At 71.3% G+C, this 26,077-nt stretch carries 21 protein-coding genes and 2 pseudogenes; 13 read left to right on the forward strand and 10 right to left on the reverse strand.

What is annotated here, in order from left to right; genetic code table 11:
* Positions 1 to 10: 10 nt before the first annotated feature.
* The 3 genes from AC5P09_RS06660 to AC5P09_RS06670 are packed head-to-tail and all read left to right on the forward strand — an operon-like array spanning position 11 to position 2,602.
* On the forward strand, positions 11 to 1,003 hold the full coding sequence (locus AC5P09_RS06660; protein ID WP_493872896.1) for a branched-chain amino acid ABC transporter permease: 993 nt from the start codon (positions 11 to 13) through the stop codon (positions 1,001 to 1,003).
* Positions 993 to 1,865: an ABC transporter ATP-binding protein gene (locus AC5P09_RS06665; protein ID WP_493872897.1), complete on the forward strand. Its 873-nt coding sequence runs from the start codon at positions 993 to 995 to the stop codon at positions 1,863 to 1,865. Before AC5P09_RS06660 ends, AC5P09_RS06665 begins: the two co-directional genes overlap by 11 nt.
* Positions 1,862 to 2,602: an ABC transporter ATP-binding protein gene (locus AC5P09_RS06670; protein ID WP_493872898.1), complete on the forward strand. Its 741-nt coding sequence runs from the start codon at positions 1,862 to 1,864 to the stop codon at positions 2,600 to 2,602. The genes AC5P09_RS06665 and AC5P09_RS06670 overlap by 4 nt, the downstream gene beginning before the upstream one ends.
* 34 nt (positions 2,603 to 2,636) lie before the next feature.
* Here AC5P09_RS06670 and AC5P09_RS06675 read toward each other — a convergent pair whose 3' ends face one another.
* The 4 genes from AC5P09_RS06675 to AC5P09_RS06690 all read right to left on the reverse strand — a co-directional run bounded on the left by AC5P09_RS06675 (position 2,637) and on the right by AC5P09_RS06690 (position 7,232).
* On the reverse strand, positions 2,637 to 3,896 hold the full coding sequence (locus AC5P09_RS06675) for an ABC transporter substrate-binding protein (protein ID WP_493872899.1): 1,260 nt from the start codon (positions 3,894 to 3,896) through the stop codon (positions 2,637 to 2,639).
* 154 nt (positions 3,897 to 4,050) lie between these two features.
* Positions 4,051 to 5,040, reverse strand: a complete 990-nt coding sequence (locus tag AC5P09_RS06680; protein ID WP_493872900.1) for an NAD-dependent epimerase/dehydratase family protein — start codon at positions 5,038 to 5,040, stop codon at positions 4,051 to 4,053.
* A gap of 84 nt (positions 5,041 to 5,124) precedes the next feature.
* On the reverse strand, positions 5,125 to 6,561 hold the full coding sequence (locus tag AC5P09_RS06685) for a sensor histidine kinase (protein ID WP_493873004.1): 1,437 nt from the start codon (positions 6,559 to 6,561) through the stop codon (positions 5,125 to 5,127).
* Positions 6,562 to 6,566: 5 nt separating this feature from the next.
* Complete coding sequence (locus tag AC5P09_RS06690) at positions 6,567 to 7,232, reverse strand: response regulator transcription factor (RefSeq protein ID WP_307680248.1); 666 nt, start codon at positions 7,230 to 7,232, stop codon at positions 6,567 to 6,569.
* Between the two features lie 175 nt (positions 7,233 to 7,407).
* Between AC5P09_RS06690 and AC5P09_RS06695 the strand changes: the two genes are divergently transcribed.
* From AC5P09_RS06695 to AC5P09_RS06710, 4 genes are read left to right on the forward strand one after another with little or no spacing between them, the layout of a single operon-like run.
* Entirely contained in the window at positions 7,408 to 8,745 is a 1,338-nt protein-coding gene (locus tag AC5P09_RS06695) for a ferredoxin reductase family protein (protein WP_493872901.1), read from the forward strand.
* 10 nt (positions 8,746 to 8,755) lie between these two features.
* Positions 8,756 to 9,160 (forward strand): FMN-binding protein, encoded by a 405-nt coding sequence (locus AC5P09_RS06700; protein ID WP_493872902.1) that lies wholly within the window; start codon positions 8,756 to 8,758, stop codon positions 9,158 to 9,160.
* Positions 9,161 to 9,165: 5 nt separating this feature from the next.
* Entirely contained in the window at positions 9,166 to 9,906 is a 741-nt protein-coding gene (locus AC5P09_RS06705; RefSeq protein ID WP_493872903.1) for an FAD:protein FMN transferase, read from the forward strand.
* Between the two features lie 46 nt (positions 9,907 to 9,952).
* Positions 9,953 to 10,927 (forward strand): hypothetical protein, encoded by a 975-nt coding sequence (locus tag AC5P09_RS06710; RefSeq protein ID WP_493872904.1) that lies wholly within the window; start codon positions 9,953 to 9,955, stop codon positions 10,925 to 10,927.
* 7 nt (positions 10,928 to 10,934) lie between these two features.
* On the opposite strand, the gene AC5P09_RS06715 is transcribed toward AC5P09_RS06710, so the two are convergent.
* Positions 10,935 to 12,902 carry an ArnT family glycosyltransferase gene (locus AC5P09_RS06715; RefSeq protein ID WP_493872905.1) on the reverse strand — a complete coding sequence of 656 codons (1,968 nt, stop codon included), beginning with the start codon at positions 12,900 to 12,902 and terminating at the stop codon, positions 10,935 to 10,937.
* 306 nt (positions 12,903 to 13,208) lie between these two features.
* Here AC5P09_RS06715 and AC5P09_RS06720 point away from each other — a divergent pair, with 306 nt between their 5' ends.
* From AC5P09_RS06720 to AC5P09_RS06730, 3 genes are read left to right on the forward strand one after another with little or no spacing between them, the layout of a single operon-like run.
* Positions 13,209 to 14,366: an ABC transporter ATP-binding protein gene (locus AC5P09_RS06720; RefSeq protein ID WP_493872906.1), complete on the forward strand. Its 1,158-nt coding sequence runs from the start codon at positions 13,209 to 13,211 to the stop codon at positions 14,364 to 14,366.
* Positions 14,363 to 15,070, forward strand: a complete 708-nt coding sequence (locus tag AC5P09_RS06725) for an ABC transporter permease (protein WP_493872907.1) — start codon at positions 14,363 to 14,365, stop codon at positions 15,068 to 15,070. Before AC5P09_RS06720 ends, AC5P09_RS06725 begins: the two co-directional genes overlap by 4 nt.
* On the forward strand, positions 15,067 to 15,735 hold the full coding sequence (locus AC5P09_RS06730; protein ID WP_493872908.1) for an ABC transporter permease: 669 nt from the start codon (positions 15,067 to 15,069) through the stop codon (positions 15,733 to 15,735). Before AC5P09_RS06725 ends, AC5P09_RS06730 begins: the two co-directional genes overlap by 4 nt.
* Before the next feature lie 98 nt (positions 15,736 to 15,833).
* Here the strand turns inward: AC5P09_RS06730 and AC5P09_RS06735 are convergent, their stop codons facing one another.
* The 4 genes and pseudogenes from AC5P09_RS06735 to AC5P09_RS06750 all read right to left on the reverse strand — a co-directional run.
* Complete coding sequence (locus AC5P09_RS06735; RefSeq protein ID WP_493872909.1) at positions 15,834 to 16,433, reverse strand: GTP-binding protein; 600 nt, start codon at positions 16,431 to 16,433, stop codon at positions 15,834 to 15,836.
* Positions 16,420 to 16,866 (reverse strand): DUF742 domain-containing protein, encoded by a 447-nt coding sequence (locus AC5P09_RS06740; RefSeq protein WP_493872910.1) that lies wholly within the window; start codon positions 16,864 to 16,866, stop codon positions 16,420 to 16,422. The genes AC5P09_RS06735 and AC5P09_RS06740 overlap by 14 nt, the downstream gene beginning before the upstream one ends.
* 37 nt (positions 16,867 to 16,903) lie before the next feature.
* The gene (locus AC5P09_RS06745) at positions 16,904 to 17,380 is read right to left on the reverse strand and encodes a roadblock/LC7 domain-containing protein (protein ID WP_266432381.1); all 477 of its coding nucleotides are present in this window, start codon (positions 17,378 to 17,380) and stop codon (positions 16,904 to 16,906) included.
* 1,547 nt (positions 17,381 to 18,927) lie between these two features.
* Positions 18,928 to 20,886 (reverse strand): annotated as a pseudogene (locus AC5P09_RS06750) (sensor histidine kinase); the annotation flags it as partial.
* A 386-nt stretch (positions 20,887 to 21,272) separates the two neighbouring features.
* On the opposite strand from AC5P09_RS06750, the gene AC5P09_RS06755 reads away from it, so the two are divergent.
* Complete coding sequence (locus tag AC5P09_RS06755; protein WP_493872911.1) at positions 21,273 to 22,229, forward strand: ABC transporter substrate-binding protein; 957 nt, start codon at positions 21,273 to 21,275, stop codon at positions 22,227 to 22,229.
* A gap of 49 nt (positions 22,230 to 22,278) precedes the next feature.
* Here AC5P09_RS06755 and AC5P09_RS06760 read toward each other — a convergent pair.
* A pseudogene (locus AC5P09_RS06760) lies at positions 22,279 to 22,915 on the reverse strand (AbfB domain-containing protein); the annotation flags it as partial.
* A 253-nt stretch (positions 22,916 to 23,168) separates the two neighbouring features.
* Here AC5P09_RS06760 and AC5P09_RS06765 point away from each other — a divergent pair.
* Positions 23,169 to 24,449: an ROK family transcriptional regulator gene (locus AC5P09_RS06765; protein ID WP_493872912.1), complete on the forward strand. Its 1,281-nt coding sequence runs from the start codon at positions 23,169 to 23,171 to the stop codon at positions 24,447 to 24,449.
* Positions 24,450 to 24,474: 25 nt separating this feature from the next.
* Complete coding sequence (locus AC5P09_RS06770; protein WP_493872913.1) at positions 24,475 to 25,983, forward strand: M81 family metallopeptidase; 1,509 nt, start codon at positions 24,475 to 24,477, stop codon at positions 25,981 to 25,983.
* Positions 25,984 to 26,077: the final 94 nt, after the last annotated feature.

The raw sequence follows: 26,077 nt of genomic DNA on the forward strand, positions 1-26,077 counted from the left end.
GGGGTGCGCCATGGACTTCTCGGCCATCCTCTCCGACGCCCTGCGTTCCGGCATCGGCCCCATCGCCGCCGTCTACGCACTCGCCGCGATGGGGCTGAACCTGCACTTCGGATACACCGGCCTGCTGAACTTCGGCCAGGTCGGCTTCATGCTGGTCGGCGGCTACGGGCTCGCCATCACGGTGTCGACGTACGACGGCCCGATGTGGCTCGGCGTCCTGGGTGGCATCGCGTGCGCGATCGTGCTGGCCCTGCTGCTCGGCCTGCCCACCCTGCGGTTGCGCGCCGACTATCTCGCGATCACCACCATCGCGGCGGGGGAGACTCTGCGGCTGTTCTACCGGTCCAGCTGGGCCGAGCCGGTCACCGGTGGGGTGTTCGGGCTGCAGAGGTTCGCGAAGGACTTCTACGACCTCAGCCCCATCGAGCGCGGCAGGTACGGCGTGTGGCTGGTGGAGTTCAGCGCCCGTGACCTGTGGGTCATGATCGTTGGATGGACGCTGGTGCTCGTGGTCGGAAGTCTGCTCGCCCTGTTGATCCACAGCCCGTGGGGCCGTGTCATCCGGTCGATCCGTGACGACGAGGTCGCCGCACGCAGCCTCGGCAAGAACGTCTACGCGTACAAGATGCAGAGCCTCGTGCTGGGCGGCGTCATCGGAGCGGTCGCGGGCATGCTGCAGGCGATCCAGGTCCAGTCCGTGAACCCGGACAACTACGATCCGGGCGTCACGTTCTTCCTCTACACGCTGCTCGTACTCGGAGGTGCCGGGCGGATCCTCGGGCCGGTCGTCGGCGCGATCCTGTTCTGGTTCGTCCTCAGCTTCCTCGACAGCGCGCTGCGGCAGGCCATCGACGCCGAGTACATCTCGCCTGACCTCATCAGCACCTCGGAGGTCGGCGCGGTGCGCTTCGCCCTGGTCGGGGTCGCCCTGATCCTTCTTGTCGCGTTCAGGCCGCAGGGCATTCTCGGCAGCCGGAAGGAGATGCTGCTCAGTGACCGCTGACCGAGTTGTGTCCCACGCCGGCCGGCTCTCCGGGATCGCTCCCGAGCCGGGGGTGCGCAAGCCCGACCCCCTGCTGGTCCTGGACCAGGTGACCCGTACCTTCGGCGGCCTCGTCGCCGTCCGGGTGGAGCACCTGGAGATGCAGCGCGGGGCCATCACCGCGCTCATCGGGCCCAACGGAGCCGGCAAGACCACGCTGTTCAACGTGATCAGCGGGTTCGACCGGGCCGACGGCGGCCGTTGGTCGTTCGACGGACAGCCTCTCACCGGCTCCCCGGCGCACCGGGTGGCGCGACGGGGACTGGTCCGCACGTTCCAGCTCACCAGGACACCCGCCCGGCTCACCGTGATGGAGAACATGCTGCTGGCCGCGCCCGGCCAACGCGGCGAGCGGGCGCTGCCCGCGCTGCTGCGACCGCTGTGGCGCGGGCAGGAGCGGGACTTCGAGCGCCGGGCCGACGAACTGCTGGACCGGTTCCGGCTCGCGCCCCTGCGCGACGACCATGCCGGCACGCTCTCCGGCGGTCAGCGCAAGCTGCTGGAACTGGCCCGCGCGCTGATGGCCCGGCCGGTCATGATCATGCTCGACGAGCCGATGGCCGGGGTGAACCCCGCGCTGACCCAGTCGTTGCTCGGGCACATCACCGACCTGCGGGACGAGGGACTGACGGTGTGCTTCGTCGAGCACGACATGGACGTGGTGATGGGCATCAGCGACTGGGTGGCCGTCATGGCCGACGGCCGCCTGGTGGCCGAGGGCCCACCGCACACGATCGGCAAGAACGCCGCGGTCGTGGACGCCTACCTGGGCAAGCGGCACGACGAACCGGGGACGGCGACCGAGGAGAAGGAGGAGCGATGACCACCGAGGACCGGGAACCGGTGCTGGCCGCCGACGACATCGTCGCCGGATACGTCCCCGGCGTCGACGTCCTGCGCGGATGCAGCATCGAGGTGCGCCCGGGCGAGGTGGTCGGCGTGATCGGCCCCAACGGCGCCGGCAAGTCGACGCTCGTCAAGGCCGTCTTCGGGCTGCTGCGGGTGCGCGGCGGACGAGTGCGGCTGCGCGGCGAGGAGGTCACCAACCGGCCGGCGCACGAGCTGGTCCGGCGGGGCGTGGGCTACGTACCGCAGCTGCAGAACGTGTTCCCCGCGCTGACCGTCGAGGAGAACCTGCGGATGGGCGTCTATCTGCGGCCCAAGGACTACGCGCGGCGCGCCACGGCGGTGGAGGAACTCTTCCCCCTGCTGGCCGACCGCCGCAAGCAGAAGGCCGGCGCGATGTCCGGCGGCGAACGCCAGATGCTCGCGATGGCGCGCGCGCTGATGATGGAGCCGCAGCTGATGCTGCTCGACGAGCCGTCGGCCGGCCTGTCACCGCTCCACCAGGACCACGTCTTCGACCGGTGCAAAATGATCAACAGCGCGGGCGTCGCCATCCTCATGGTCGAGCAGAACGCCCGCAGATGCCTGCAGATCTGCGACCGCGGCTACGTCCTCGACCAGGGCCGCAACGCGTACACCGGTACGGGTACGGCCCTGCTGCACGACGAGAAGGTGATCGAGCTCTACCTCGGCACGCTGGCCCGCGTCCGTTGACCCCCGTTCCTGTCGGTCCTCCCGGTCGTCCCGGTCACTCCTCGGCCCTGCTGGTCTCGTTACGCAGGGTCTGCAACTGCCCCTTGTCGTTGTAGCCGTACACCTCGATCGTCGCCTGGCCGGGTTCGCCCTTGTCGGTGAAGTCGAGCGGACCGCTCACACCGTCGTAGTCGATGTCCCTGCCGTCGGCGAGCAGCTCCTTGCAGGCGGCGAACGTGGTGCACTTGTCGCCGTCCTTGGTGATCCCGTTCATCTCCTTCACGAAGTCGGCCGGGTCGTCGGACTCCGCCTTCTCGGCGGCGAGCGCGATGGTCGTCGTGCAGTCGAACACCTGCGGTGCGAACTGCAGCTCCTTCAGCTGCGGCGCGAACTTCTTCAGGTCGTTCACGTACCTCGCGTTCTCCGCCGATGCCGGTGCGGTCCCCTTCATCCCGGAGAGCCTGCCCGGGTCGCGGGGGGAGACCAGCGAGGCCAGCTCCGCGCTGCGCAGTCCGTCGGCGCCGTAGACACCGATCCGGTCGGGCCCGAGTCCGGACTCGATCATGCCCTGCAGGATCTGGGTGCCTTCCTCGAAGGCGATCACCACGGCGGCGTCCGACCTGGAGTTCTCGATCTGCTGGACGACCTGGTCGAAGTTGGTCGCCTTCGGGTCGTAGGTCTCGGCGAGCGTCACCGTCGCACCGCGGTCCTCGAGCGTCTTCCGGGTGGCCTCCATCAGGCCGCGTCCGTAGTCGTCCGCCCGCGCGACCAGGGCCACCCGGTTGTGGCCGTCCTCGCGGACGACGTCCGCCAGGATGGGTCCCTGCAAGGCGTCGCTCGGGACGGTACGGAAGTAGAAGCCCTCGTCCTCGTAGTCGGTGAAGGTGGGTGCGGTGTTGGACCCCGAACACTGCACGACGCCCGCTCCGGTCACCCGGTCGATGAACGCCAGCGACATGCCGGAGGCCGCGGCGCCGACGATCGCGTCCACGCCCGCCGCGAGGACCCGGTCGGCCGACTGCGCGGCAACGGCCTCCTGGCCCGCCTCGTCACTGGAGACCACAGTCGGCACGGGCTTGCCCAGGACCCCGCCGACGTCGTTGATCTTCTGTATCGCGAACTTCAACGACTCGATCTGGGGCGGGCCGAGGTAGGCCAGCTGTCCCGTCTCCGGCAGGACGTAGCCGAACTGGAGCTCACCGTCGCCCGGCTCGGCCGGGACCGCGGACCGCGCGGTGCCCGTCGTACCGCACACAGCTATCACAAGAGCGGCCGCGCTCGTGAAGACCGCGGACCGCCGTATCGACGCTTTCATCTCCGCCTCCACTGGGTACAGGCGGCGGTGGTCGACAGGCCGGCCATCCGCCCGCCATCTGTATACGAGCGTAGATCTCACCCGGACGCCCGAGAAGTGAAAGTTGTCAACTTTTGTGAAGATCTACCGATGCCCCACACGACGATCACGACGATCACGTCGATGACGCGAACTCCCGCATCCCCTCCGCGAACTCCACCCCGGCCTTCCACCCCAGCTCGGCTCGCAGCCGAGCGGAGTCCGCCGTGATGTGCCGTACGTCGCCCAGGCGGTACTCCCCGGTGACGACCGGCTCCGGACCGCCGTACGCGGAGGCCAGCGCCCGGGCCATCTCGCCGACCGTGCGCGGCTCGCCGCTGCCGGTGTTGTACGCGGTCAGCGCGCCCGGGCGGGAGCCCGCCTCCAGCGCCGCCACGTTGGCCGCCGCGACATCCCGTACATGCACGAAGTCCCGCCGCTGGCGGCCGTCCTCGTAGACCCGCGGGGCCTCGCCGCGGGCGAGCGACGAGCGGAAGAAGGAGGCGACGCCCGCGTAGGGGGTGTCGCGGGGCATGCCGGGCCCGTACACGTTGTGGTAGCGCAGCGACACCGCCGCCCCGCCCGTGGCCCGCGCCCACGCCGCCGCCAGGTGCTCCTGGGCGAGCTTGGTCGTCGCGTACACGTTGCGCGGATCGACCGGGGCGTCCTCGCCGACCAGGCCGGGCGCCAGCTCGGCCCCGCACTGCGGGCAGCGGGGCTCGAAGCGTCCGGCGTCCAGGTCGGGGACGGAGCGCGGGCCGGGCCGGACCACCCCGTGCCGGGCGCAGGTGTAGCGGCCCTCGCCGTACACGACCATCGACCCGGCCAGGATCAGCCGCCGTACGCCCGCGTCGGCCATGGCCGTGAGCAGCACGGCCGTACCGAGGTCGTTGCGCGAGACGTACTCCGCCGCGTCGGAGAAGTCGACGCCCAGGCCGACCATCGCCGCCTGATGGCACACGGCGTCCACGCCGGTCAGGGCCTGGCGGACCGTCGAGGGGTTGCGTACGTCCGCGGCCGGGTCGGCGCGGACGTCGTACACGAGGGGCTCGTGCCCGTGGGCCCGCAGGGCCTCGACGACGTGGGACCCGATGAATCCGGCACCGCCGGTGACCAGTACACGCATACGGCCACGCTAGGGCCGTGCGCAGCCCGGACGACCCGGCCGCGCCCGGCACGTCACGGCTTCGTAAGACTCACCGGACCCGACTCACCGGACCCAACTCAGCGGAAGCGCCAGCGTGAACACCGTCACGCCCGGCTCGTCGCCCAGCTCGACCGTGCCGCCGTGCGCCGCGACCAGGGAGCGGGCCACCGCGAGGCCCAGGCCGCTGCCGCCGCGGTCGCGGCTGCGGGCCTTGTCGACGCGGTAGAAGCGGTCGAAGACGCGGTCGCGGTCGGCGGGCGGGATGCCGGGGCCTGCATCCGCGACCCGCACCAGCGCCCGGCCGGGCTCGACGCTGACCCGCACGCTCACCTCGGTGCCCGCCGGGGTGTGCACGGCCGCGTTGGTGAGCAGATTGTCCAGGACCTGGCGGATGCGCTGCGGATCCAGGCGCAGCGGCAGCGTCTCGGGGTCGGCCGTCACCGTCAGCGGATGGTCCGGGTGGCTCGCGCGGAACGCGTCGGCGGCGTGGTCGACCAGCTCCGCCAGGTCCGCCTCCGTGATCCGCAGTGGCGTCTCCACCTCGGCCGCGTCCAGGCGGGCGAGCAGCAGCAGGTCGTCGAGGAGGAAGCCCATCCGGGCGGCCTCGGCGCGCAGCCGGGCCAGGTGCTTGTCGCGTTCCCCGGGGGCGTTGGCGGCGGCGTACTGGAAGAGGTCCGCGTAGCCCCGTACGGACATCAGCGGGGTGCGCAGCTCGTGCGAGGCGTCGGCGACGAAGCGGCGCAGCCGCTGTTCGGCCTCGGCGCGGACCGCGAGGGAGTCGTCGATGTGCTCCAGCATCGTGTTGAACGCCGTGCGCAGCTCGTCCACCTCGGGACCGCCGTCCCGGCCGTCGGCGCGCAGCGGCAGCCGGGCCGCCGACTCGGTCAGGTCGTGGGAGGTGATGCCGTGCGCGGTGGAGGCCATGTCGCTCAGCGGCTGCAGACCGCGCCGCAGCAGCTTCCGGCCGAACACCACCAGCGCCCCCGCCGCGAGGGCGAACGCGATCACCTGCACGGTGATCAGCCGGTCCACGGTGTCCTCGATGCCCGCCATGGGTGCGGCGCTGACCAGTACCACCCCGGGCTCGACCTCGCAGCCCCGCAGCCGGTACACGCCCTCTCCGTCGATCTTCACGGTGCGCATCAGCTCGGTGTCGGAGTCAGCCATGGTCTCGGCGAACGCGGTGAGCGGGCGGATGTCGTGCGGGATGTCGGCGGGCTCGCGCAGCACGGCCGAGCTGCCCGACACGTCGTACACCGCGGCGAACCAGCCCCAGTACGGCTTCTGCGTCACCGTGCCGTTGGCCGCGGCGTCCTTGGACTGCACGGTCTGGACGACCTTCAGCTGGTAGCCCAGCTGGCTGTCCAGATAGTCGCGCATGTACATCGTCAGGGCGTAGCCCACGACGCCGAACACCACCAGGGACAGCGCGCCGACGCCCAGCGCCAGCCGGGTGCCCAGGCGCAGCCTGCGGTAGGTCTGCCGCAGGCGCCGCAACAGGCCGTTCACTCCGCGGCCTGCCGGACCACGTAGCCGAAGCCCCGGACGGTGTGGATCAGCGGTTCGCCGGTCGCGTCGAGCTTGCGCCGCAGCCGGCTGACCACCAGCTCCACGACGTTCGAGCGGCCCCCGAAGCCGTACTCCCACACGTGGTCCAGGATCTGCGCCTTGGTCAGCACGGTCGGCGACTTGCGCATCAGGTAGCGCAGCACCTCGTACTCGGTCGGCGTGAGCGTCAGCAGCTGCTCGCCGCGCCGCACCTCGCGGGTGTCCTCGTCCATCGTCAGGTCCGCCACCTGGAGCACGGACCGCTGGAAGCCGGGCCCGGCGCTGCGCCGCAGCACCGTGCGCAGCCGGGCCATCAGCTCCTCCACCGCGAACGGCTTGACCAGGTAGTCGTCCCCGCCCCGGGTCAGCCCCGCCACCCGGTCGGCCACCGCGTCCCGGGCCGTGAGGAACACCACGGGCACCATCGTCCCGGAGCGCCGGAGCCGGTCCAGCACGCCGAAACCGTCGATGTCGGGCAGCATGAGGTCGAGCACCACGATGTCCGGATGGAACTCCGCGGCACGGCTCAGTGCCTCCTCGCCCGTGTTCGCGGTGACCGCGTCCCAGCCCTCATAGCGGGCGACCGTCGCCACGAGGTCGGCGATCGGCGGGTCGTCGTCCACGACGAGGAGTCGTACTTTGTCCACCTGCACATAGTGCGTCACGCGACCGGCCGAGCCAGAGGGGGGCCGTCCTCGTGGCCACATCGATAACCACTTGAAAGTCGTACGACAGTAAATCGACAGCTCGCGGCGGGGAAGCTCGGTAACCCAGGACCCGGATCAAGGAGCTCTGTCCGTGACGACCGTCCAATCGCCCCCTGCGCCCCCCACGGCGATCCGCCCCAGGGTGGTGGCCCGCACGGGCCTGTACGCCGTGCTGGCCGCGAACGTGGCCGTGGTGACCTTCTTCTTCACCCAGGCGGGATTCGCGTCGAACGCCCTCATCGTGCTGGGCCGGCTGGCCGGTCTGTACGGCGCGCTCCTGATGGCCTTCCAGCTCGTCCTGGTGGCCCGGCTGCCCTGGCTCGACCGCCGTATCGGCATGGACCGGCTGACCTCGTGGCACCGCTGGACCGGCTTCGGCATCCTGTTCACGCTGCTCGCGCACGCCGTCTTCATCAGCTTCGGCTACGCCGAGTCCTCCGACCTGGACCCGGTCAGCCAGCTGGTCGACCTCGCCGAGACCGTCGAGGGCGTGCTCCGCGCGGTCGTCGCCCTGGCGATCATCATCGTGGTGGGGGCCGTCTCCGGCCGCTACGCCCGGCGCCGCCTCGCGTACGAGACCTGGCACTTCATCCACCTGTACACCTACGCCGCCGTGGTGCTGGCCTTCACCCACCAGGTCGCGGTCGGTACGACCTTCACCGCGTCGTCCGCCGCCACCACCTACTGGTACACGATGTGGGGCGTCGCGCTCACCTCGGTGTTCGTCGGCCGCCTGGTGCTCCCGCTGTGGCGGAACTGGCGCCACCAGCTGCGCGTCACCGCCGTCGTCCCCGAGTCCGACAACGTCGTCTCGGTCTACATGACCGGCCGCGACCTCGACCGGATGCCCGCCCGGGCCGGCCAGTTCTTCCTGTGGCGCTTCCTGACCCCGGACCGCTGGTGGCAGGCCAACCCCTTCTCCCTGTCGGCCGCACCCGATGGCCGCACCCTGCGCCTGACCGCCAAGGCCGCGGGCGCCGGCAGCGCCGCCCTGCGCCATGTGAAGGTCGGCACGCGCGTCTTCGCCGAGGGCCCCTACGGCGCCTTCACCGCCCTGCACCGCACCCGCCCGGAGTCCGTCCTCATCGCCGGCGGCGTCGGAGTCACCCCCATCCGCGCCCTCCTGGAGGAGCTGCAGGGCCACGCCGTCGTCATCTACCGCGTCGCCACCGACCGGGACGCGGTCCTCTACGACGAACTGCGCGAACTCGCCCACGCCAAGGGCTGCGAGCTGCACCTGGTGACCGGTCCGCCCGTCCCGGACAGGCTGGCGCCGGGCGAGCTGGCCCGGCTGGTGCCGGACATCGCCGACCGGGACGTCTTCCTGTGCGGGCCGCCGCCCATGATGAACGCGGTGCTGGGCAGCCTGCGCGAGCTGAACGTGCCCAAGCCGCAGATCCACTTCGAGCGTTTCAGCCTGGCGGGATGAGGAAGTCACCGTGAAGCGAGCCATACCTGTCGTCGTCCTGAGCATCGCGGGCCTGGTCCCCGTCTGGCTCTACGAACCCTCGGCCGGCACGTCCACCGTCCAGGTCGCCACGCCCGCACCTTCCGTGTCCTCCTCGTCCGGGTCCTCGGACTCCTCCTCCAACGTCGTCGCGGGTCCGACGGTCACCACGGAGAAGGGTCCCGTGCAGGTCGAGGTGACCTTCGCGGGCCAGGAGATCACCGCCGTCAGGATGCTCCAGCAGCCGAACCACCCGCAGACCACGGCTGCCGTCCCGAAGCTGATCGCGGAGACGCTCGAGGCGCAGAGCGCGGACATCGACACGGTGTCCGGCGCGACGATCACGACCGAGGGCTACAAGGAGTCCCTCCAGGCCGCGATCGACGCGAAGGGCTGACCGTCATGCACCGCGTCGAACACGTCATGGGCTTCCCGGTCTCGCTGCGGGTCGACGACGAGGGCATCCCGCCGTCGGCCGCGGACGCGGTCTTCGCGTGGCTGCACGAGGTCGACGCCCGGTTCAGCCCGTTCAAGGCCGACAGCGAGGTGTGCCGGCTCGACCGGGGCGAACTGTCGGACCGGGACCTGAGCGCGGACCTGCGGGAAGTCCTCGACCTGTGCGAGGAGTACCGGGCCGCCACCGGCGGCGCCTTCGACGTACGGCTGCCCGGGCGCGGTCTCGACCCGTGCGCGGTGGTCAAGGGCTGGTCCGTGCAACGGGCGGCGGAGCTGCTGAGGGCGGCCGGGGCGACCCGCTTCTGCCTCAACGCCGGCGGCGACGTGGTCACCGCCGGCGGTCCCTGGCGCGTGGGCGTACGGCACCCCGAGCACGCCGACAAGCTGTGCACCGTCCTCCAGCTCACCGACGGGGCGGTCGCGACCTCCGCCCGCTACGAGCGCGGCGACCACATCCTCGACGGACGCACCGGGCGTCCGGCGACCGGACTGCTCTCGCTCACCGTCGTCGCCTCTTCCCTGACGATCGCCGACACCACGGCGACCGCCGCGTTCGCGATGGGCGCGGCGGGCGTCGAGTGGGCCTCCGCGCGGCCCGGCTGCGAGGTGTTCGCGGTGGACGCCGAGCGCCGGGTCCTGCGTACGCCGGGTTTCCCGGTGGCGCCGGCGGACTCGCGGGCGGCGTGAGCGAGGCCGGTTCCAGCGGCTGACGAGCGGTCGCGGCGACGGCATCATGTCCGAGGGACATGCGGGTGCCGTCGCCGGCCTCATGGGGCCGCGCAGCTGGGGGGAGCGGCGCGTGAAGTGGTTCGGACGCGGGCGGGCGCCCTGGTGGACCCACAACATGAACGGTGAGGAGTGGGCCCGGGGCGCGCTCTGTATGCAACAGGTGCTGGGCGAGTACGGCGGCGGCACGCTCACCCGCTGGCGGCGCACCGGTGTCGTCGCGCTGGCCGCGGAGGTCGGACCCCCGATCAAGTTCCTGCTCGGCCCGCTGCTCATGCACACCAAACACGCTGATCCCGATGTATGGGTCAGGGGCATCAGGCGGGAGTTCGCGTTCCAGGCCGAACGCACACCCCGGTCTCGGCGGGCCACGACCGAGGAAGAGCGGCTGCGCCCTCTTCTGCTGCCCCTGGTCGTGCCCACCCGGCACGCCTCCGGCATGTCCAAGGCCCTGGTCCGCAGATGGTCCAGCCGGGCGACGGCGGTTCTCTTCGTCCGGGTGCCCGAGGGAGCGCGATGGCTCACCACGACCGAGGTGACCGCGATCGGAGCGGATCCCGCCGCGCTGTGGGAGGCCGCCCTCGCCAACGTGCGCGCCGAACCCCTCCGGCTGGAGACCATCGAGGGGGACGGCGGCGCGGTGGACCTGACCTTCGCCACCGGGGACGACCGGTTCGGCCTCGGTCAGCTGCTCCGGCTCGGCGAACTGGTCGAAGGACCGGCCCCGCACGGGGTACTGGTCGGCATTCTCGGAGCACCCGGCCTCTTCGCGTTCCACAGGGTCGTTCAACGCCACAAGGCCGAGGCGGCGGTGGAGATGCTCCGGCGATTCAGCCCGGACGGCCACCGCGACACGTCCTTCACCGGCATCTCTGCCGTGCACTGGTGGAAGGGCGGCGGCCCGAACGACACGGAGGAGGTGGCCCCGAGCACCGAGGCCTCGCCGCGGCTGGCGCAGCTGCTGGCCTCGGTGCCCGAGTGACGCCCGGTCAGCCGACGTCGGAGGCGTCCAGGCGGTACAGGCCGCTGTAGTCGGTCACGGCCGTGCCGTTCGCCTTGACCCAGGTGGCGATCTCGGTGTTCGAGGACGCGCCCTGCCCGGTGTCGCCGATCACGAGGTAGTGCAGCTTGCCCGACTTGACCAGGCTCTTGAGCTTGGCGAGGGTCATGGCGTTGTCGCTGCCGGACCAGCCGCCCATGGAGATCACCGGCTCACCGGACTCCAGGATGATCGAGGACGCGGTCTGGTCGGTGGCCACCGCGACCAGCCACGTCGCGCCGTCCTGGTTCTTCTTCAGGAACGTGATCATCTCGGACGAGACCTGGGTGCCGCCGCCCATGCCGCCACCGCCGCCGGTCCGACCGGTGCCGGACTCCGAGGACGAGGTGCTGCCGGACGGCGGCTGTCCCGTCGACTGCCCGGTCCCGCTCGGCGCGTTGCCGCTGGGCCGCTGTCCGCCGCCCGTGCCACCGCCCCCGCCCATGCCGCCACCGGTGCTCGGACCGGCCGTCGGGTTCGTGCCGTTGGTGCTCGTGGTCGCCGCCGACGCCGAGTACGCGGCGGGACCGGCGAGCAGAGCCACGACCGCCGCCAGCGCGGCGACACCCATCAGCTGCTGCCGCTTCGTGAACCGGCCGACCAGCAGCCCGATCACCGCGGCCGCACCGGCGACCCCGGCCACGACCTCGGCGACCGTGTACTGGGTCCCGGAGCCGGAGACCCGCTGGAGCAGGACGACCGCCCAGACCGTGCTGCCAGCGATCGCCACCGGCAGCACCCAACTCCACTTCGCCGCCGGGCCCTCGACGAACGCCCGGTAGAGCATCACGGCGCCGATCCCGGCCAGGGCCGCGATGCCCGGGGCCATGGCGGTGACGTAGTAGGGGTGGAAGGTGCCCTCGGCGAGCGCGAAGGTCAGGTAGTGCAGGACGAACCAGCCGCCCCAGAGCATCAGCGCCGCCCGCTTGGGGTCGGTCCGGGGAGCCCGGCCGCGCAGCACCAGGCCGCCCACGAGAGCCACGACCGCGAACGGGATCAGCCACGAGATCTGGCCGCCCATGATCTCGTTGAACATGCGGTAGAGGCCGGCGTCGCCGCCGAAGCTCGCGCCATTGCCCTGCGAGCCCGTCGACGCGCTCGCCCCGAAGATCCGGCCGAAGCCGTTGTAGCCGATGACCAGGTCCCAGACCGTGTTGTCGGTCGAGCCGCCGATGTAGGGGCGGGAGGAGGCCGGGATCAGGTCGACGACCACCATCCACCAGGCGCTGGAGACGACCAGCGCGACCGTGCCGACGGCGAGGTTGCGGATCCGGCGGCCCAGGCTGCCCTTGGCAGCCCACAGGTAGACCAGGAAGAACGCGGGCAGGACGACGTACGCCTGCATCATCTTCGTGTTGAACGCGAAGCCGATCGCGACGCCGGACCACACCAGCGGCATCAGCCGCCCGGTGCGCACGGACTTCATCAGTGCGGCCGCGCCGAGCAGCATCAGGAAGACCAGGACCGGGTCCGGGTTGGTGTCGCGGGTGAGGGCGACCGTGATCGGGGTGAGGGCGAGCGCGAGGGCGGCGATCGTGCCCGCCACCGGGCCGAAGTCCCGCTTGACCATGCGGTACAGCAGGGCCACCGAGCCGACGCCGACCACGACCATCGGCAGGGCCAACTGCCAGGTGCCGTAACCGAATACGCGAGCAGAGATGCCCATCACCCAGAGGGCGAACGGCGGTTTGTCGACGGTGATGAAGCTGCCCGAGTCGAGCGCGCCGAAGAAGAACGCCTTCCAGCTCTTGGTGCCGCTGTAGACGGCGGCGTTGTAGAAGGTGTTGCCGGTGACGGAGGAGAGGTTCCAGGCGTACAGGGCCGTGGCCAGCACCAGGACCACCCACAGGGCGGGGCGCGCCCAGCGGGGGTCCTCGGGGGCGCCGGTGAAGAGCCTGCGGGCACGGGCGGTCGTCATGACGGGTGCTCCAGGTTCGCCTGGTGGGACGGGTGGCGGTGAACTCCCGCCTCGTTCATGCCAGTGACCCTCGGGGCCGCTTCTGGGGGGTCCCTGAGCCCGCGCTGAGGGAAGGGTGAGAATCAGCGGACTCACAGCTCGCGCACAGTGCGGTGAGGCCGGACGCCAAGGCTTCGGCCCCGGGGAACCGGCCACTCGCCCGACGAAGGCGCGCAACACACGAGGTCTAGACTCTCCCCGCAACGGCCTGCACGACCGTGACCGGAAAAGGGCAGATTCTGCCAAACCCGAGGGGTATTCGGCGCTTTGATACGGATAGATTCAGTCACCAAGCGGTACCCGGACGGCACGGTGGCGGTCGACCGACTCTCGTTGGAGATACCCGACCGCTCGATCACCGTCCTCGTCGGACCCTCGGGCTGCGGGAAGACGACGACCCTGCGCATGATCAACCGGATGGTCGAGCCCAGCGAGGGCACCATCCTCCTGGACGGAAAGGACATCCTGCAGCAGCCCGTCAACACGCTGCGCCGGTCCATGGGATACGTCATCCAGAACGCCGGGCTCTTCCAGCACCGCACGATCGTCGACAACATCGCCACCGTGCCCCGCATGCTCGGCTGGGGCAAGGACAAGGCCCGTGCGCGGGCCCGTGAGTTGATGGAGCGGGTCGGCCTCGACGCCGCGCTCGCCAAGCGGTACCCCTACCAGCTGTCCGGCGGGCAGCAGCAGCGCGTCGGTGTCGCGCGGGCGCTCGCCGCCGATCCGCCGGTGCTGCTCATGGACGAGCCGTTCTCGGCCGTCGACCCGGTGGTGCGCAAGGGGCTTCAGGACGAACTCCTGCGTATCCAGGAGGAGTTGGGCAAGACGATCGTCTTCGTCACCCACGACATCGACGAGGCCGTCAAGATCGGCACGATGGTCGCCGTGATGCGTACCGGCGGCAAACTCGCCCAGTTCGCGCCGCCCGCCGAGCTGCTGTCCGACCCGGCCGACGCCTTCGTCGAGGACTTCCTCGGCGCCGACCGTGGCATCCGCCGGCTGTCCTTCTTCCCCTCCGCGGGCCTCGACCTGCTGACCACGCCCATCGTCGCGATCGACTCCACCGCAGAGCAGATCGCCGCCCGCGACACGGACGACGTCCCCTACCTCCTCGTCACGGACCTGGACGGCAGGCCGCTTGGCTGGTGCGAACCGAGCGACCTGACCGCCGGCGCCGTCGAGGCGGAGCAACTCCTGCCGTACGGGCGGCCGTTCGTCGCCGGAACGGATTCACTGCGGGCCGCGCTCGACTGCGCGGTGCTCTCGCCCACCGGCTGGGCCGTCGCCGTGGACGCCGAGGGCCGGGCGGCCGGGGTGGTCTCCCAGCAGACCATCGGCGAAGCCATCCGAGGCGCCCACGCGGAAGGCCGTAAGGACGCCAAGACCGCCAAGACCGCCAAGGCCGCACGGGTCGCCCGATGAACGGCTTCTTCGACATCCCCAGCGACCTCCAGCACAGCTGGCTCGGCCTCGTCGGCCTGCATCTGCGCGAGGCCCTGCTGCCGGTGCTGGCCGGGCTGCTGATCTCGCTGCCGCTCGCCCAGCTGTGCGTGCGCTTCCGCTGGCTGTACCCGCCGGTGCTGTGGATCACGACCGTGCTGTACGCGATCCCCTCGCTGGCCTTCTTCGTGCTCCTCATCGACTACACCGGCCAGACCGAGCTCACGGTGATGATCCCGCTCACCGTCTACAGCCTCGTCGTCCTGGTCCCGTCGATCGTCGACGGCGTCCGCTCGGTCCCGCAGGAGACCCTCGCCGCCGCGACGGCCATGGGCTTCGGGCCCGTACGCCGTTACGTCCAGGTCCAGTTGCCGATCGCCGTGCCCGCGATCATCGCCGGGCTGCGGGTGGCGACCGTGTCGAGCATCAGTCTCGTCAGTGTCGGCACGCTCATCGGGAACCAGGGCGCCCTCGGCAACCTGCTCAACGACGCGAACATCTACAACCGGCCCGAACTCGCCGTCAACGCCGTGCTCACCATGGCCGCCCTGGCCATCATCTGCGACGCCCTGCTGGTGGTCCTGCGCCTGTTGCTCACGCCGTGGATGCCGCGCCGGGCGCACACGAAACCGAAGGCCGACCGGCCCGACCCGGCCGCCCTCTCCCTGGAGGACGCAGCCCGGTGAACCTGATCAACTTCATCAACGCCTTCTTCAGCGACAGCGCCCACTGGACCGGCTACGACGGCATCCCCACCCGCGTGGGCGAACACATCCAGTACACCCTGCAGGCGCTCGTCCTCGCCGCCGCGATCGGGCTGCCGGTCGGCCTCATCACCGGTCACACTGGGCGCGGCGGCAACGCCCTCTCCCTGATCGCCACCGCCGGACGGGCGCTGCCCACCTTCGGCCTGCTGGTGCTGATGACCCTGATGCTGGGGTTCGGGCTGGTGAACGTGATGATCCCGCTGATCGTGCTCGCCGTCCCGCCGATCCTGGTCACCACCTACGAGGCGATGCGCTCCGTCGACCCCTCGCCGGTGGACGCCGCGCGGGGCATGGGGATGAGCGAGGCCGGAGTGCTCTTCCAGGTCGAACTGCCGGCGGCGCTCCCGCTGATCCTCAGCGGCCTGCGCTCCGCCGCCATCCAGATCGTCTCCACGGCCACCATCGCCGCGTACGTCTCCCTCGGCGGCCTCGGCCGGTACATCGTCGACGGCCTCTACCAGCGCAACTACGAGAAGGTCGTGGGCGGCGCCACGCTGGTCGCCGGGTTGGCGCTGGTGACGCTCGCGGTGTTCTGGGCGGTGCACCGGACCGCGGTGTCACGCGGGGTACGCAGAAGCGGCTGACCCAGGCACGGCTGACCCAGGCACGGCTGATCGAGGAGTGGCTGACCGAGGGCCCGGGGCGGTCGGGAGATCCGCGCCCGGGCCCTGTCACGTGTCAGTCAGCCCTCGGTGCGCGCCAGGGCCTGTTCCAGTACGACGAGCAGCGCGTCGCGCACCGAGCCGCGCTCGCGGGCGTCGAACACCACGACCGGCACCCGGTCGTTGACGTCGAGGGCCCAGCGGACCTCCTCCATCGTGTGCTCGACGCGCCCGTCGAAGGCGTTGACGGCCACCGCGAACGGGATCTGCTTGTGCTCGAAGTAGTCGACGGCCGCGTAGCAGTCGTCGAGGCGGCGGGTGTCCACGATGACGAGCCCGCCGATCGCGCCCTCGACGAGGTCGTCCCACATGAACCCGAACCGCTCCTGGCCGGGCGTGCCGAACAGGTACAGCTTCAGGGTGGGGTCGATGGTGATGCAGCCGAAGTCCATCGCGACCGTGGTGGTGGTCTTGCGCGGAGTGTGGCTGAGGTCGTCCACGCCCGCCGCGACCTCGGTGATCGCGGCCTCGGTGGTCAGTGGCTCGATCTCGGAGATCGAGCCGACGGCGGTGGTCTTGCCCACCCCGAAACCGCCCGCGATCACCATCTTGACCGGCAGGGGAGGTCTTGCTGCGGCCTGCGCGGCCGCGGGGCGGGTGGCCGGTTCAGTCGGTGTCACGGAGAACCCCTCGGGAGTCGGGGATGGCCCTGAGGCCATCGATAACCCTTCGCAGGACGGATGCGTCGTGGATGACGCCGGAGTCGGGCACATGCACCGTCAACTGCCCCGCCGCGCGCAGGTCCTCGGAGAGGATCCGGACCACGTTCAGGTGCAGTCGCAGCCTGGCCGCGATCTCCGCGATGGACTGCGGGCGGCGGCAGGCGGCGACGATGTCGTGCTGTTCGAAGGAGAGCCGGTCGAGCCCGGCGAGCCCCTCGGCGGTGGCCACCACCTGGGTCTCGACGGGCATCGTCCGGCCGTTGGCGCTGGGTGCCACCCGGCCGGCGGTGACCAGGAACGGCCGTACGGCGGGGACGTGGCCGACCGGGTCGAGGCCCGGGGGCGTGGTGCCGTCCTCGCCGGCACTGCTGGGAGTGCGGCCGTCCGCCATGGGTCGTTTCTTCCTCCTCGGCCGGGCGGGCGCCCGGTCAGCGCTTCGACGAGGCGCCGACGCTGTTCTTCAGTTCGAGCACCAGCTGGGGACTGAGCGCGCTGCCCGCCCGGTTGGCGAACAACGTCATCTCGTAGGCGATGTTGCCGAGTTTGGCCTCCTTGTCGGTGACGACACCGAGGACGGCGCCGCTGCCGACCGCGGAGACCAGGACATGGCCGCCCTCCAGGTCGATGATGACCTTGTTGAGGCCGCCGAGACCGTAGTTGCCGGAGGCACCGGCGGCCAGGCTGGTGATGCCGGAGACGATCGCCGCGAGGCGCTCGGAGTCGGCGTGCTCACGCAGCTCGGACACGGCGATGAGCAGACCGTCGGAGGAGACGGCGATGGCGTCGACGACGCCTGCCGTCTCGGTCGCGAAACGATTCAACAGCCACGTGAAGTCGGCTGCGGCGGCCTGCAGTTCGGCCGGCGTGGTGCCTCCCGTCGGAGTGTCACCTGTCGACGTGCTCACTGCTCCGCTCCTTCCGGGGAGTGGTTCTGGTGGTGCGGGGGGTTGGGTACGGTCGCGCTGTCGCGGTGCACTGGATAGGGGGTGGTGGCGGTGTCGTTTCCACTGTCGCGGTGGGCGCGCTCCACGGCCGCCTCGAACTCGTCGAGCGCGTCGCGGACGGCGTCCGCGTCGGTGGCACGGGGCGCGGCCTGCCGGGCCGCCTGCTGGTCGGGGTCGGTTCCGAAGGTCGTACGAAGGGTGGCGCCTCGGACGCGGCGGCGCAGGGGTCGGGCGCCGGGGGCGTCGTCGGAGGCGGGCGTGGGTGCCCCGGCCGGGGCCGCCTCGCTGGCGCGGGCCCTCGGGATGAAGGGGGCGTCGGCGGGCCGTGAGCCGTCGGGTGCCTTGCCCTTCGGGCCGGGGATGGTGGACTCGCCGCCGAGGGTGGCTGGCTCGCGGTCGGGGTTGGGGGTTGTCGGCGTGGCGTCGGGGGTGGGGGCGGTTGATGTGCCGTTGGGACCGGCGGCGGCTGATGTGCCGTTGGGACCGAGGGCGGTTGATGTGCCGGTCGGGGCCGAGGTCGCCGAGGTGTCCGTGCCGAGGGTGGCTGGCTCGCGGTCGGGGTCGGGGGTTGTCGGCGTGGCGTCGGGGGTGGGGGCGGTTGATGTGCCGTTGGGACCGAGGGCGGTTGATGTGCGGTTCGGGGCCGAGGTCGCTGAGGTGTCCGTGCCGAGGGTGGCTGGCTCGCGGTCGGGGTCGGGGGTTGTCGGCGTGCCGTTGGGACTGGCGGCGGCTGACGTGCCGCTCGGGGCCGAGGTCGCCTGGGTGTCCGTCGGGGCGGTGTCGCGCCGGGGCACCCTGCGGGGGAGCGGGGCGGGCTCGTCGTCGCCCGGAGCGGTGCCGTTGGGGGAGGCGGTGCGGGCGGTGCGTACGGGCCCGTCCGCCGTGGAGCCGGCACCCGGCCCAGCATCGGCGGAGCCCGCGCGACCGGCCTCGGCGGCCGAGGCCGCCGCTGCCGCCGATATCCGACCGGCACCCGAGACCGACCCCGAGCTCGCTTCCGACCTCGAATCCGAAGCCGAACCGGAGCCCGCGGCCGAACCGGAGCCCGCGGCCGAACCGGAGCCCGTGGCCGTACCGGAGCCCGTGGCCGTACCGGAGCCCGTGGCCGTACCGGAGCCCGTGGCCGTACCGGAGCCCGTGGCCGTACCGGAGCCCGTGGCCGAACCGGAGCCCGCGGCCGTACCGGAGCCCGCGGCCGTACCCGCCCCCGTACCTGAACTCGAGCCCGAACCGGCGGCCGTGGCCGTACCCGCCCCCGTACCTGAACTCGAGCCCGAACCGGCGGCCGTGGCCGCACTCGGGCCCGAACCGGAGTCCGCGGCCGCTCCCGAAGCCGACCCCGAGCGCGCCCCCGTCTCCGAACCCGACCCTGAAACCGAACCCGCCTCTGAACCCGACCCTGAAACCGAACCCGCCTCTGAACCCGACCCTGAAACCGAACCCGCCTCCAACACCGAAGCAGATCCCGAAGCCAACGCCCGCCCCGTGCCGCCCCCCGCCGAACCGCCGGAGGCGACTGCCACCGGGCTCATCGTCAGCAGCAGGGACGACGGGATGGCCACCTCGGCGGTCACGCCGCCGCCCGGCGTACGGGACAGGGTCACGCTCACCTCCCAGCGGCGCGCCAGCGTGCCGACCACGAACAGGCCGAGGACCTTCGTCGGGACGAGGTCGAGGCGTTCGCGGCGGATCAGGCGGGCGTTCTCCTCTTCGAGTCGCTCGGTGCTCATGCCGAGGCCGTGGTCGGCGACGATGACCAGCGCGCCCTCGGCGCCGTCGCGGACGGTCACCTCGACGGGGCTGCCGGCGGGCGAGAAGGACACGGCGTTCTCGACGAGTTCGGCCACCATCAGCGTGAGGTCGCCGATGATGTCGGGCTCGACCATGGCCTCGGTCCCGGCGTGCAGGTGCACCCGCTGGAAGCCCTCGATCTGACCGAGCGCGGCCCGTGCGACGTTGGTGAGCGCGAGCGGCCCGGAGTCGAGGACGGTCTCGCGGATGCCGGCGAGCAGCATCAGGCTGTCGGCGTTGCGGCGCAGGCGGACGGCGATGTGGTCGATGGAGTAGAGGCGCTCCAGCAGGGCGGGGTCGGTCTCGCCCCGCTCGACCGCGTCGATCAGCGCCAGCTGCCGGGCGGTCAGGTTGCTGACGCGGCGGCCGACGTTGCCGAACATCTCGGCGACGTTGCGACGGCTGAGCACCTGGCGTTCCAGCAGCGCGGACGCGGTGGTCTGTACGTGGTTGAAGGCGTCGGCGAGGTCGCCGATCTCGTCCTTCGCGGTGACCGGGATCTCGCGCAGCCGGACCGGCCCGGCGTCCTCGGTGTCCTCGTCGGCGACGCGGGCGAGTTCACGGCCGGCGACGTCGGCGACCTCGCGGGCCGCTCCGGTGAGTGCCTGCACCGGCCGTACCACCGAGCGCCGCACCAGCACCGCGAAGGCGATCCACACGGCGAAGAGGAACAGCGCCAGGCCCAGCAGCAGGACGGCGCGCCAGGCGGCCTCGCTGGAGGCGGAGTCGGAGCGGTCTGCGATCTGGCCGATGAGGGACGAGGTGATCTTCAGCCGGGTCTCGGACTGCATCCGGTAGTCGCGGTACGAGCCGAGCGCCTCGGTGAAGGCCTCGCGGATCTGCGTGGGCGTACCGGCCTGGAGGTTGCCGGGGTCGATCTGCAGCTCGGCGTAGTGCCGCCCGATCGTCGCCTGCGCGGAGTTGTGCTCGATCCCGCCCAGCTCGTTCGCCTGGGCCTCGGTCGCGAACCGGGCGAAGCGGTCGGCCTGGTGGTTGTACTCGTTCTCGAAGCCGACCGCGCCGATGAACTCGATCTGGGCGTTGCTGTCGCCGGTGCGCGCGGAGAAGACGGCCGTCTCGAAGGCGCTGTGGGCGGCGTCGGCGCGCAGCAGGGAGTCCAGCAGGTTGCCGGTGAAGGTGCCGGCGAGGTCCGCGTTGTGGTCCAGCCCGAGGCCGTCGATCAGGCCCTTGGAGGCGTTGGTGTAGGCCGGGTCGATGTTGTCGGCGGGCAGATAGCCCTCCTCGACGGTGTCGCGCAGGCTGGTCAGGCCGTTGATCTCGCGCAGCGCCTGGGCCTCGGTGTCCGGCAGCCGGTCGCCGAAGGTGTCGCGCACCTTCTCCACCTGGGAGTCGACCGCGATCTGGGCCTTGCGGTAGTCGGCGTCGGAGGGGCGGGCCCCCGTGGGCGCGGCCTCGTGCCGCACGGACAGCAGGATGGCCTGCTGGTGCTCGGTCTCCACCCGGTCCACCAACTCGGCGACCTGCGCGCTGTCCCGGACCAGCTCGGCCGCGGAGTCAGCGTTCCGCGCCTGACCCACCTGGTCGGCGATGAGGTAGGCGAGCAGCGCGGCGAGTACGGCCAGCGGCACGCCGACCAGGACGTTGAGTTTGCGGCGGAACGGCCAGCGGTCGGCGAATCCCCGAACGCCACCCCGGGGCTCGTTCGTGGACACCAGGCCTCCTTCGTGACCGATTGTGATCGCTTACGGACCGGTGCGCCAAGGGCACCCAAGTCGGTGTGACGCTACCGGCACTGAGGTGGGACAACACCTGTGCGGCCCTCGCACGTCACTGTGACCGGCGCCAACTTCCGCGAGACTACAGCCGCTTCGGACGCCGGTTAGCGCCACCCTGAGTCAAGAATCCATCACGAACCGCTCCGCTTCGGCGGGTTCCGTGCGGGTCCGTTCATTCCTCCTTCACAACCGGCAACTCATTGAAGCCAATTGGTGACCAGGCTGCTCTTGACTGACCAAGAACCGGCTGGATTGGATCAGCGCATAAGAGCTTTCGAGCAACCATCTCCGAGCAATCACCCCACCCTCAGTCCGGAACGGGAATCGTGACTTCTACAACCGCACACAGCAGGTCCTTCAGGACACATCCCGGCGTGGCCGCCGTCGCGCTTGCCGCCGCCGCGGCCCTGCTCGCGGGATGCTCCTCCTCCGACGACACGTCCGACCCGCTCGCTGGGGAGAAGGCGGACGGCGGCACCGTCGTCGTCGGCTCCAACAACTTCGCCGAGAGCATCCTGCTCGCCGACATCTACGGCGAGGCCCTGAAGGCCAAGGGTGTCAAGGTCACCTACAAGCCCAACATCGGCAGCCGCGAGACCACGTACGGCCTGCTGAAGAACGGCTCCATCACGGTCCTGCCGGAGTACAACGGCTCGTTGCTCGCCTATCTGGACCCGAAGGCGGAGCAGAAGACGGCCGAGTCGGTGAACGCGGCCGCGAAGGCCAAGCTCGACGCGAAGCTGACGCTGCTGGACTCGGCGCCCGCCGAGGACAAGGACTCCGTCAGCATCAACGCGGAGACCGCGAAGAAGTACAACCTGACCGCCCAGTCCACCCTCGCGGACCTCAAGGACATCGCTCCGGAGCTGGTCATCGGCGGTTCGCCGGAGTTCCAGACCCGGCAGCAGGGCCTGTTGGGCCTGAAGTCCGAGTACGGCCTGGAGTTCAAGTCGTTCAAGGCGCTCGACGCGGGCGGCCCGCTGACCCAGGCGGCCCTGACGAAGAACACCGTGCAGGCCGCGGACATCTTCACCACGGACCCGACCATCACCAAGGAGAAGTTCGTCGTCCTCCAGGACCCGAAGAACCTCTTCGGCTTCGCGAACGTGACCCCGCTGGTCTACAAGTCGGGCCTCTCCCAGGAGGGCGTGGCCGCTCTCAACGAGGTCTCGGCCAAGCTGGACACCAAGGCGCTGCTGGAGATGGACTCCCAGGTGCAGCTGGAGAACAAGGACCCGCTCGACGTCGCCAAGGCCTGGCTGAAGACGGTCGGCCTGGACTGACGGAGAGACCTGCTCCCGGTGTCGGCCTCCGGTGACACCGGGAGCCCGCTCAGTAACCGACGTGGAACGTGGCGTCCTGCTGCTCCGTACTCGTCGAGATCGAGTCGATCCGCAGGACGTAGTTCGAGTGCCGGATGTACCGGGTCGGGTTGTTGTACGAGCGGAAGGACGACCAGGAGACCTCGGCGAGCCCGGCCGTCCGGTGGAAGGTCGTGTCCTCGGCGAACGCGGCCGTGCCGTCGTTCTCGTCCAGCCGCAACTCGTAGTTGTAGTGCCGCAGATGGCGCGTCGGGAAGTTGACCGACTGGAAGGACACACCCGACGAGTCGGCGAGGCCGGGCACCAGCTTCCACTGGGATTCGGGAACGGGTCGAAGGGGTGCGCGTCGATCCGCCCGACGTAGCCGCTGTGCCGGACGTAACGGGCCGGGTAGTCGTAGGGCTTGAGCCGGTTCCAGGTCGGGGCGCCCCACTTCGCGACGAGGTTGTCGTACTGGGCGGAGGTGATCGACTGGATGCCGCAGTGCTTCGAGTTGAGCGGCTGGGTGTACAGGTGCTGGCCGCGAGGTTGGTGGACTGCCAGGCGTAGAAGACGCCGTTCGGCGTCTAGGTGTCGCCCCACAGGTACCAGGTGTTGGACGTTAGGGACCTCACCACCTCCGGTGCCTCCGTACCGCCGTGCACCACCGGAGGCGCCCCGACCAGTCCGCCGGTCGCGGCGAGCGGGGCACCGCCCACGCCGCCTACAGCTGTGTGGGGGACCGGAGGCACCCGTGCCCGCCCTGTCCAGTTCCGTCCGCGCCCGAGCCGCCGACCCGATCGCCACCGCATCCCCGCCGGGCAGCGCAGCGAAGTCGGCCTCCATGGCAACCGAACCTGCCTTGTTCCAGGCCATCTTGCCGGTCGCCCTCGGTGGCCGATGACGGGAGTAACTTCGTCCATGACTGAAAAAAGTGCGCCGCGCCGAAGAGGCGTGGTGGGCGTCTCCTCACTGACCGAGCGCGTCCTCGAACTCCTCGCCTCCGGGCAGGCGACCACGCGCACCGAACTCGCCGCGCTGCTCGGCGCCGCACCGTCGACGGTCTCCTTCGCGGTGGGCCAGTTGATGACCCACGGGCTGGTCGCCGAGGTGGGCACGCTGTCCTCGACCGGCGGACGCCCGCGCAAGGTGCTGCGGCTCGGCGGCAGCGACGGATACGCCGTGGCGGCCGAACTCGGCGGTATGCACGCCCACGTGGGCGTCGTCCACCCCGGTGGCGGCCTCACCGACGTCTCCACCGTGCCGTTCGCGACGGCCGACGGGCCCGAGGCGGCGCTGCCCGGACTGACCGAGACGCTCGAAGGCCTGGCCGACCGGCACGGCCGGGGCCTGCTGCGCGGCGTCGGCCTCTCCCTGCCGGGACCGGTGGACGTCGACTCCGGCGTGGTCACCCTGCCGTCCCGGATGCCCGGCTGGAACCGCTTCCCCGTACGGGACTGGCTGGAGGACCGCTTCGGCGTCCCGGCGGCCGTCGAGAACGACGCCAACTGCATGGCCGTCGGCGAGCACACCGTGCAGCCCGCCGAACGCCGCCAGTCGATCATGGTGAAGTCCGGCACGGCGATCGGTGCCGGCGTCATCGCCGACGGCCGCCTCTACCGGGGCGGCTCCGGCGCCGCCGGCGAGATCACCCACGTCCGGGTCGAGGCCGCCCAGGACACGCCCTGCTCCTGCGGCAACACCGGCTGTCTGGAGACCGTCGCCTCCGGTGCCGCCCTGGTACGCATCCTGCGCGAGCGCGGCCTCGACGTGACGTCCACCGAGGACGTCGTACGGCTCTCCCGCGACGCCGACCCCGAGGCGACCCGCGCGGTCCGCCAGGCCGGCCGCTACCTCGGGCAGGTGCTCGCCGCCAACGTCAACTTCTTCAACCCCGACGCCGTGTACCTCGGCGGCATCCTCTCCACCCTGGAGCCCTTCGTCGCCGCCGTGCGCAGCCAGCTCTACGAGGGCTGCCATCCCCTCGTCACCGAGCACCTGGTCATCGAACGGGCCAGCCTCGGCGCCGACGCCGGCCTGGTCGGTGCGGGGCAGTTCGCGCTGCAGCGGGCGCTGGCGCAGGCGCTGGAGGCCGTCACCGGCGCGCACCTCCCCCCGGCCGGCACCGCCCACCTTTCACCTGGTGGCAACCACTCCTCATCTCCCGGCAACCACACCCGGGCCGGAGACCGTCACCCTTGACCTTCCACCGACGTCTGGAGCACCCGTGCCGGAATCCCGCCCCGTCATCGCCGTCGCCGGACTCGGCATCGAGTCCTCGACCTTCTCGCCCGCACGCACCGAGGCCGCCGCCTTCCACCCGCGGCGCGGCGCGGACGTCCTGACGCGGTACCCCTTCCTCGCCCCCGGGCAGCCCCTGCGTGCCGCCGCGGACTGGCGCGGCGCCCTGGTCGGCAAGGCCCTGCCCGGCGGCACGGTGACGAGCACCGCGTACGCCGAACTGGCCGCCGAGCTCCTCAACAGCCTCAGCGACCTGGGTCCCGTCGACGGCCTCTGGTACGACATCCACGGCGCGATGACGGTGGAGGGACTGGACGACGCCGAGGCCCAGCTGCTCCACCGCATCCGGGAGGTCGTCGGCCCGCGCGTCCTCGTGTCCACCTCCATGGACCTGCACGGCAACGTCTCCCGCGAACTCGTCCACCAGAGCGATCTGATCACCTGCTACCGCACGGCCCCGCACGAGGACGCCATGGACACCAAGGAGCGTGCGGCCCGCAACCTCGTCGACCTCCTCGCGAGCGGCGCGCCCCGGCCGGCCAAGGCCTGGATCCCGGTGCCGGTGCTGCTGGCAGGAGAGCAGACCTCGACCCGGATCGAACCCGCGAAGAGCGTGTACGCGGCCGTGGACGAGGTGGCGGCGGCGGACGGCGTGACGGACGCGGCGATCTGGGTCGGCTACGCATGGGCGGACGAGCCGCGCAACCGGGCCGCGGTCGTCGTCACGGGGCCCTCGCCGGACGCCGTCGCCGCCGGCGCGGAGCGGCTGGCCGGCGGCTTCTGGAAGGCCCGCCACACCTTCGACTTCGTCGCGCCGACGGCCACCCTGGACGAGTGCCTCGACGCCGCCCTCGCCTCCACCGCCCGCCCCTACTTCGTCAGCGACACCGGTGACAACCCGACGGCGGGCGGCGCCGGGGACGTCACCTGGGGCCTCCGCCAGGTCCTGGAACGCCCGGAGTTCAAGGACCCGTCCGGGCCCACGGTCATCTACGCCTCCCTGCCCGGACCGCGCGCCGTCGACACGGCGGTGGCGGCCGGCGTCGGCGCGACCGTCACGATCACCGCGGGCGCGGAGGTCGACGACCGGCACGCCGGCCCGCTCACCCTCACCGGCGAGGTCCACGCCGTCCGGCACGGCGACCGGGACGCGGAGACCGAGGTCGTGCTGCGGGTGGGCGGCGTGCACGTGATCCTGACCCGGCTGAGGAAGCCGTACCACCACGAACACGACTTCACCGACCTGGAGTTGAACCCGAGGACGGCCGACGTGGTGATCGTGAAGATCGGCTATCTGGAGCCCGAGCTGTTCGCCATGGCCGCCGACTGGAAGATGGCGCTCACCCCGGGCGGCGTCGACCAGGAGCTGACCCGCCTCGGCCACCACCGTATCCGCCGGCCCCTGTTCCCCTTCGACCCGGAGATGCCCGACCCGGACCTCACCGCCCGCCTCATCGCCCCTTCGAACAAGCCGCTCACCGGCCTGGACGAGTGAGCTGGGAGCCGCCTTCGGCCTCGGCGATCAGGCGGTCCAGCAGGGCGATCAGTACGTCTCGGCTCGACCCGCGCTCGCGGGCGTCGCACAGCAG

The organism is Streptomyces sp. a15, from assembly GCF_059026085.1.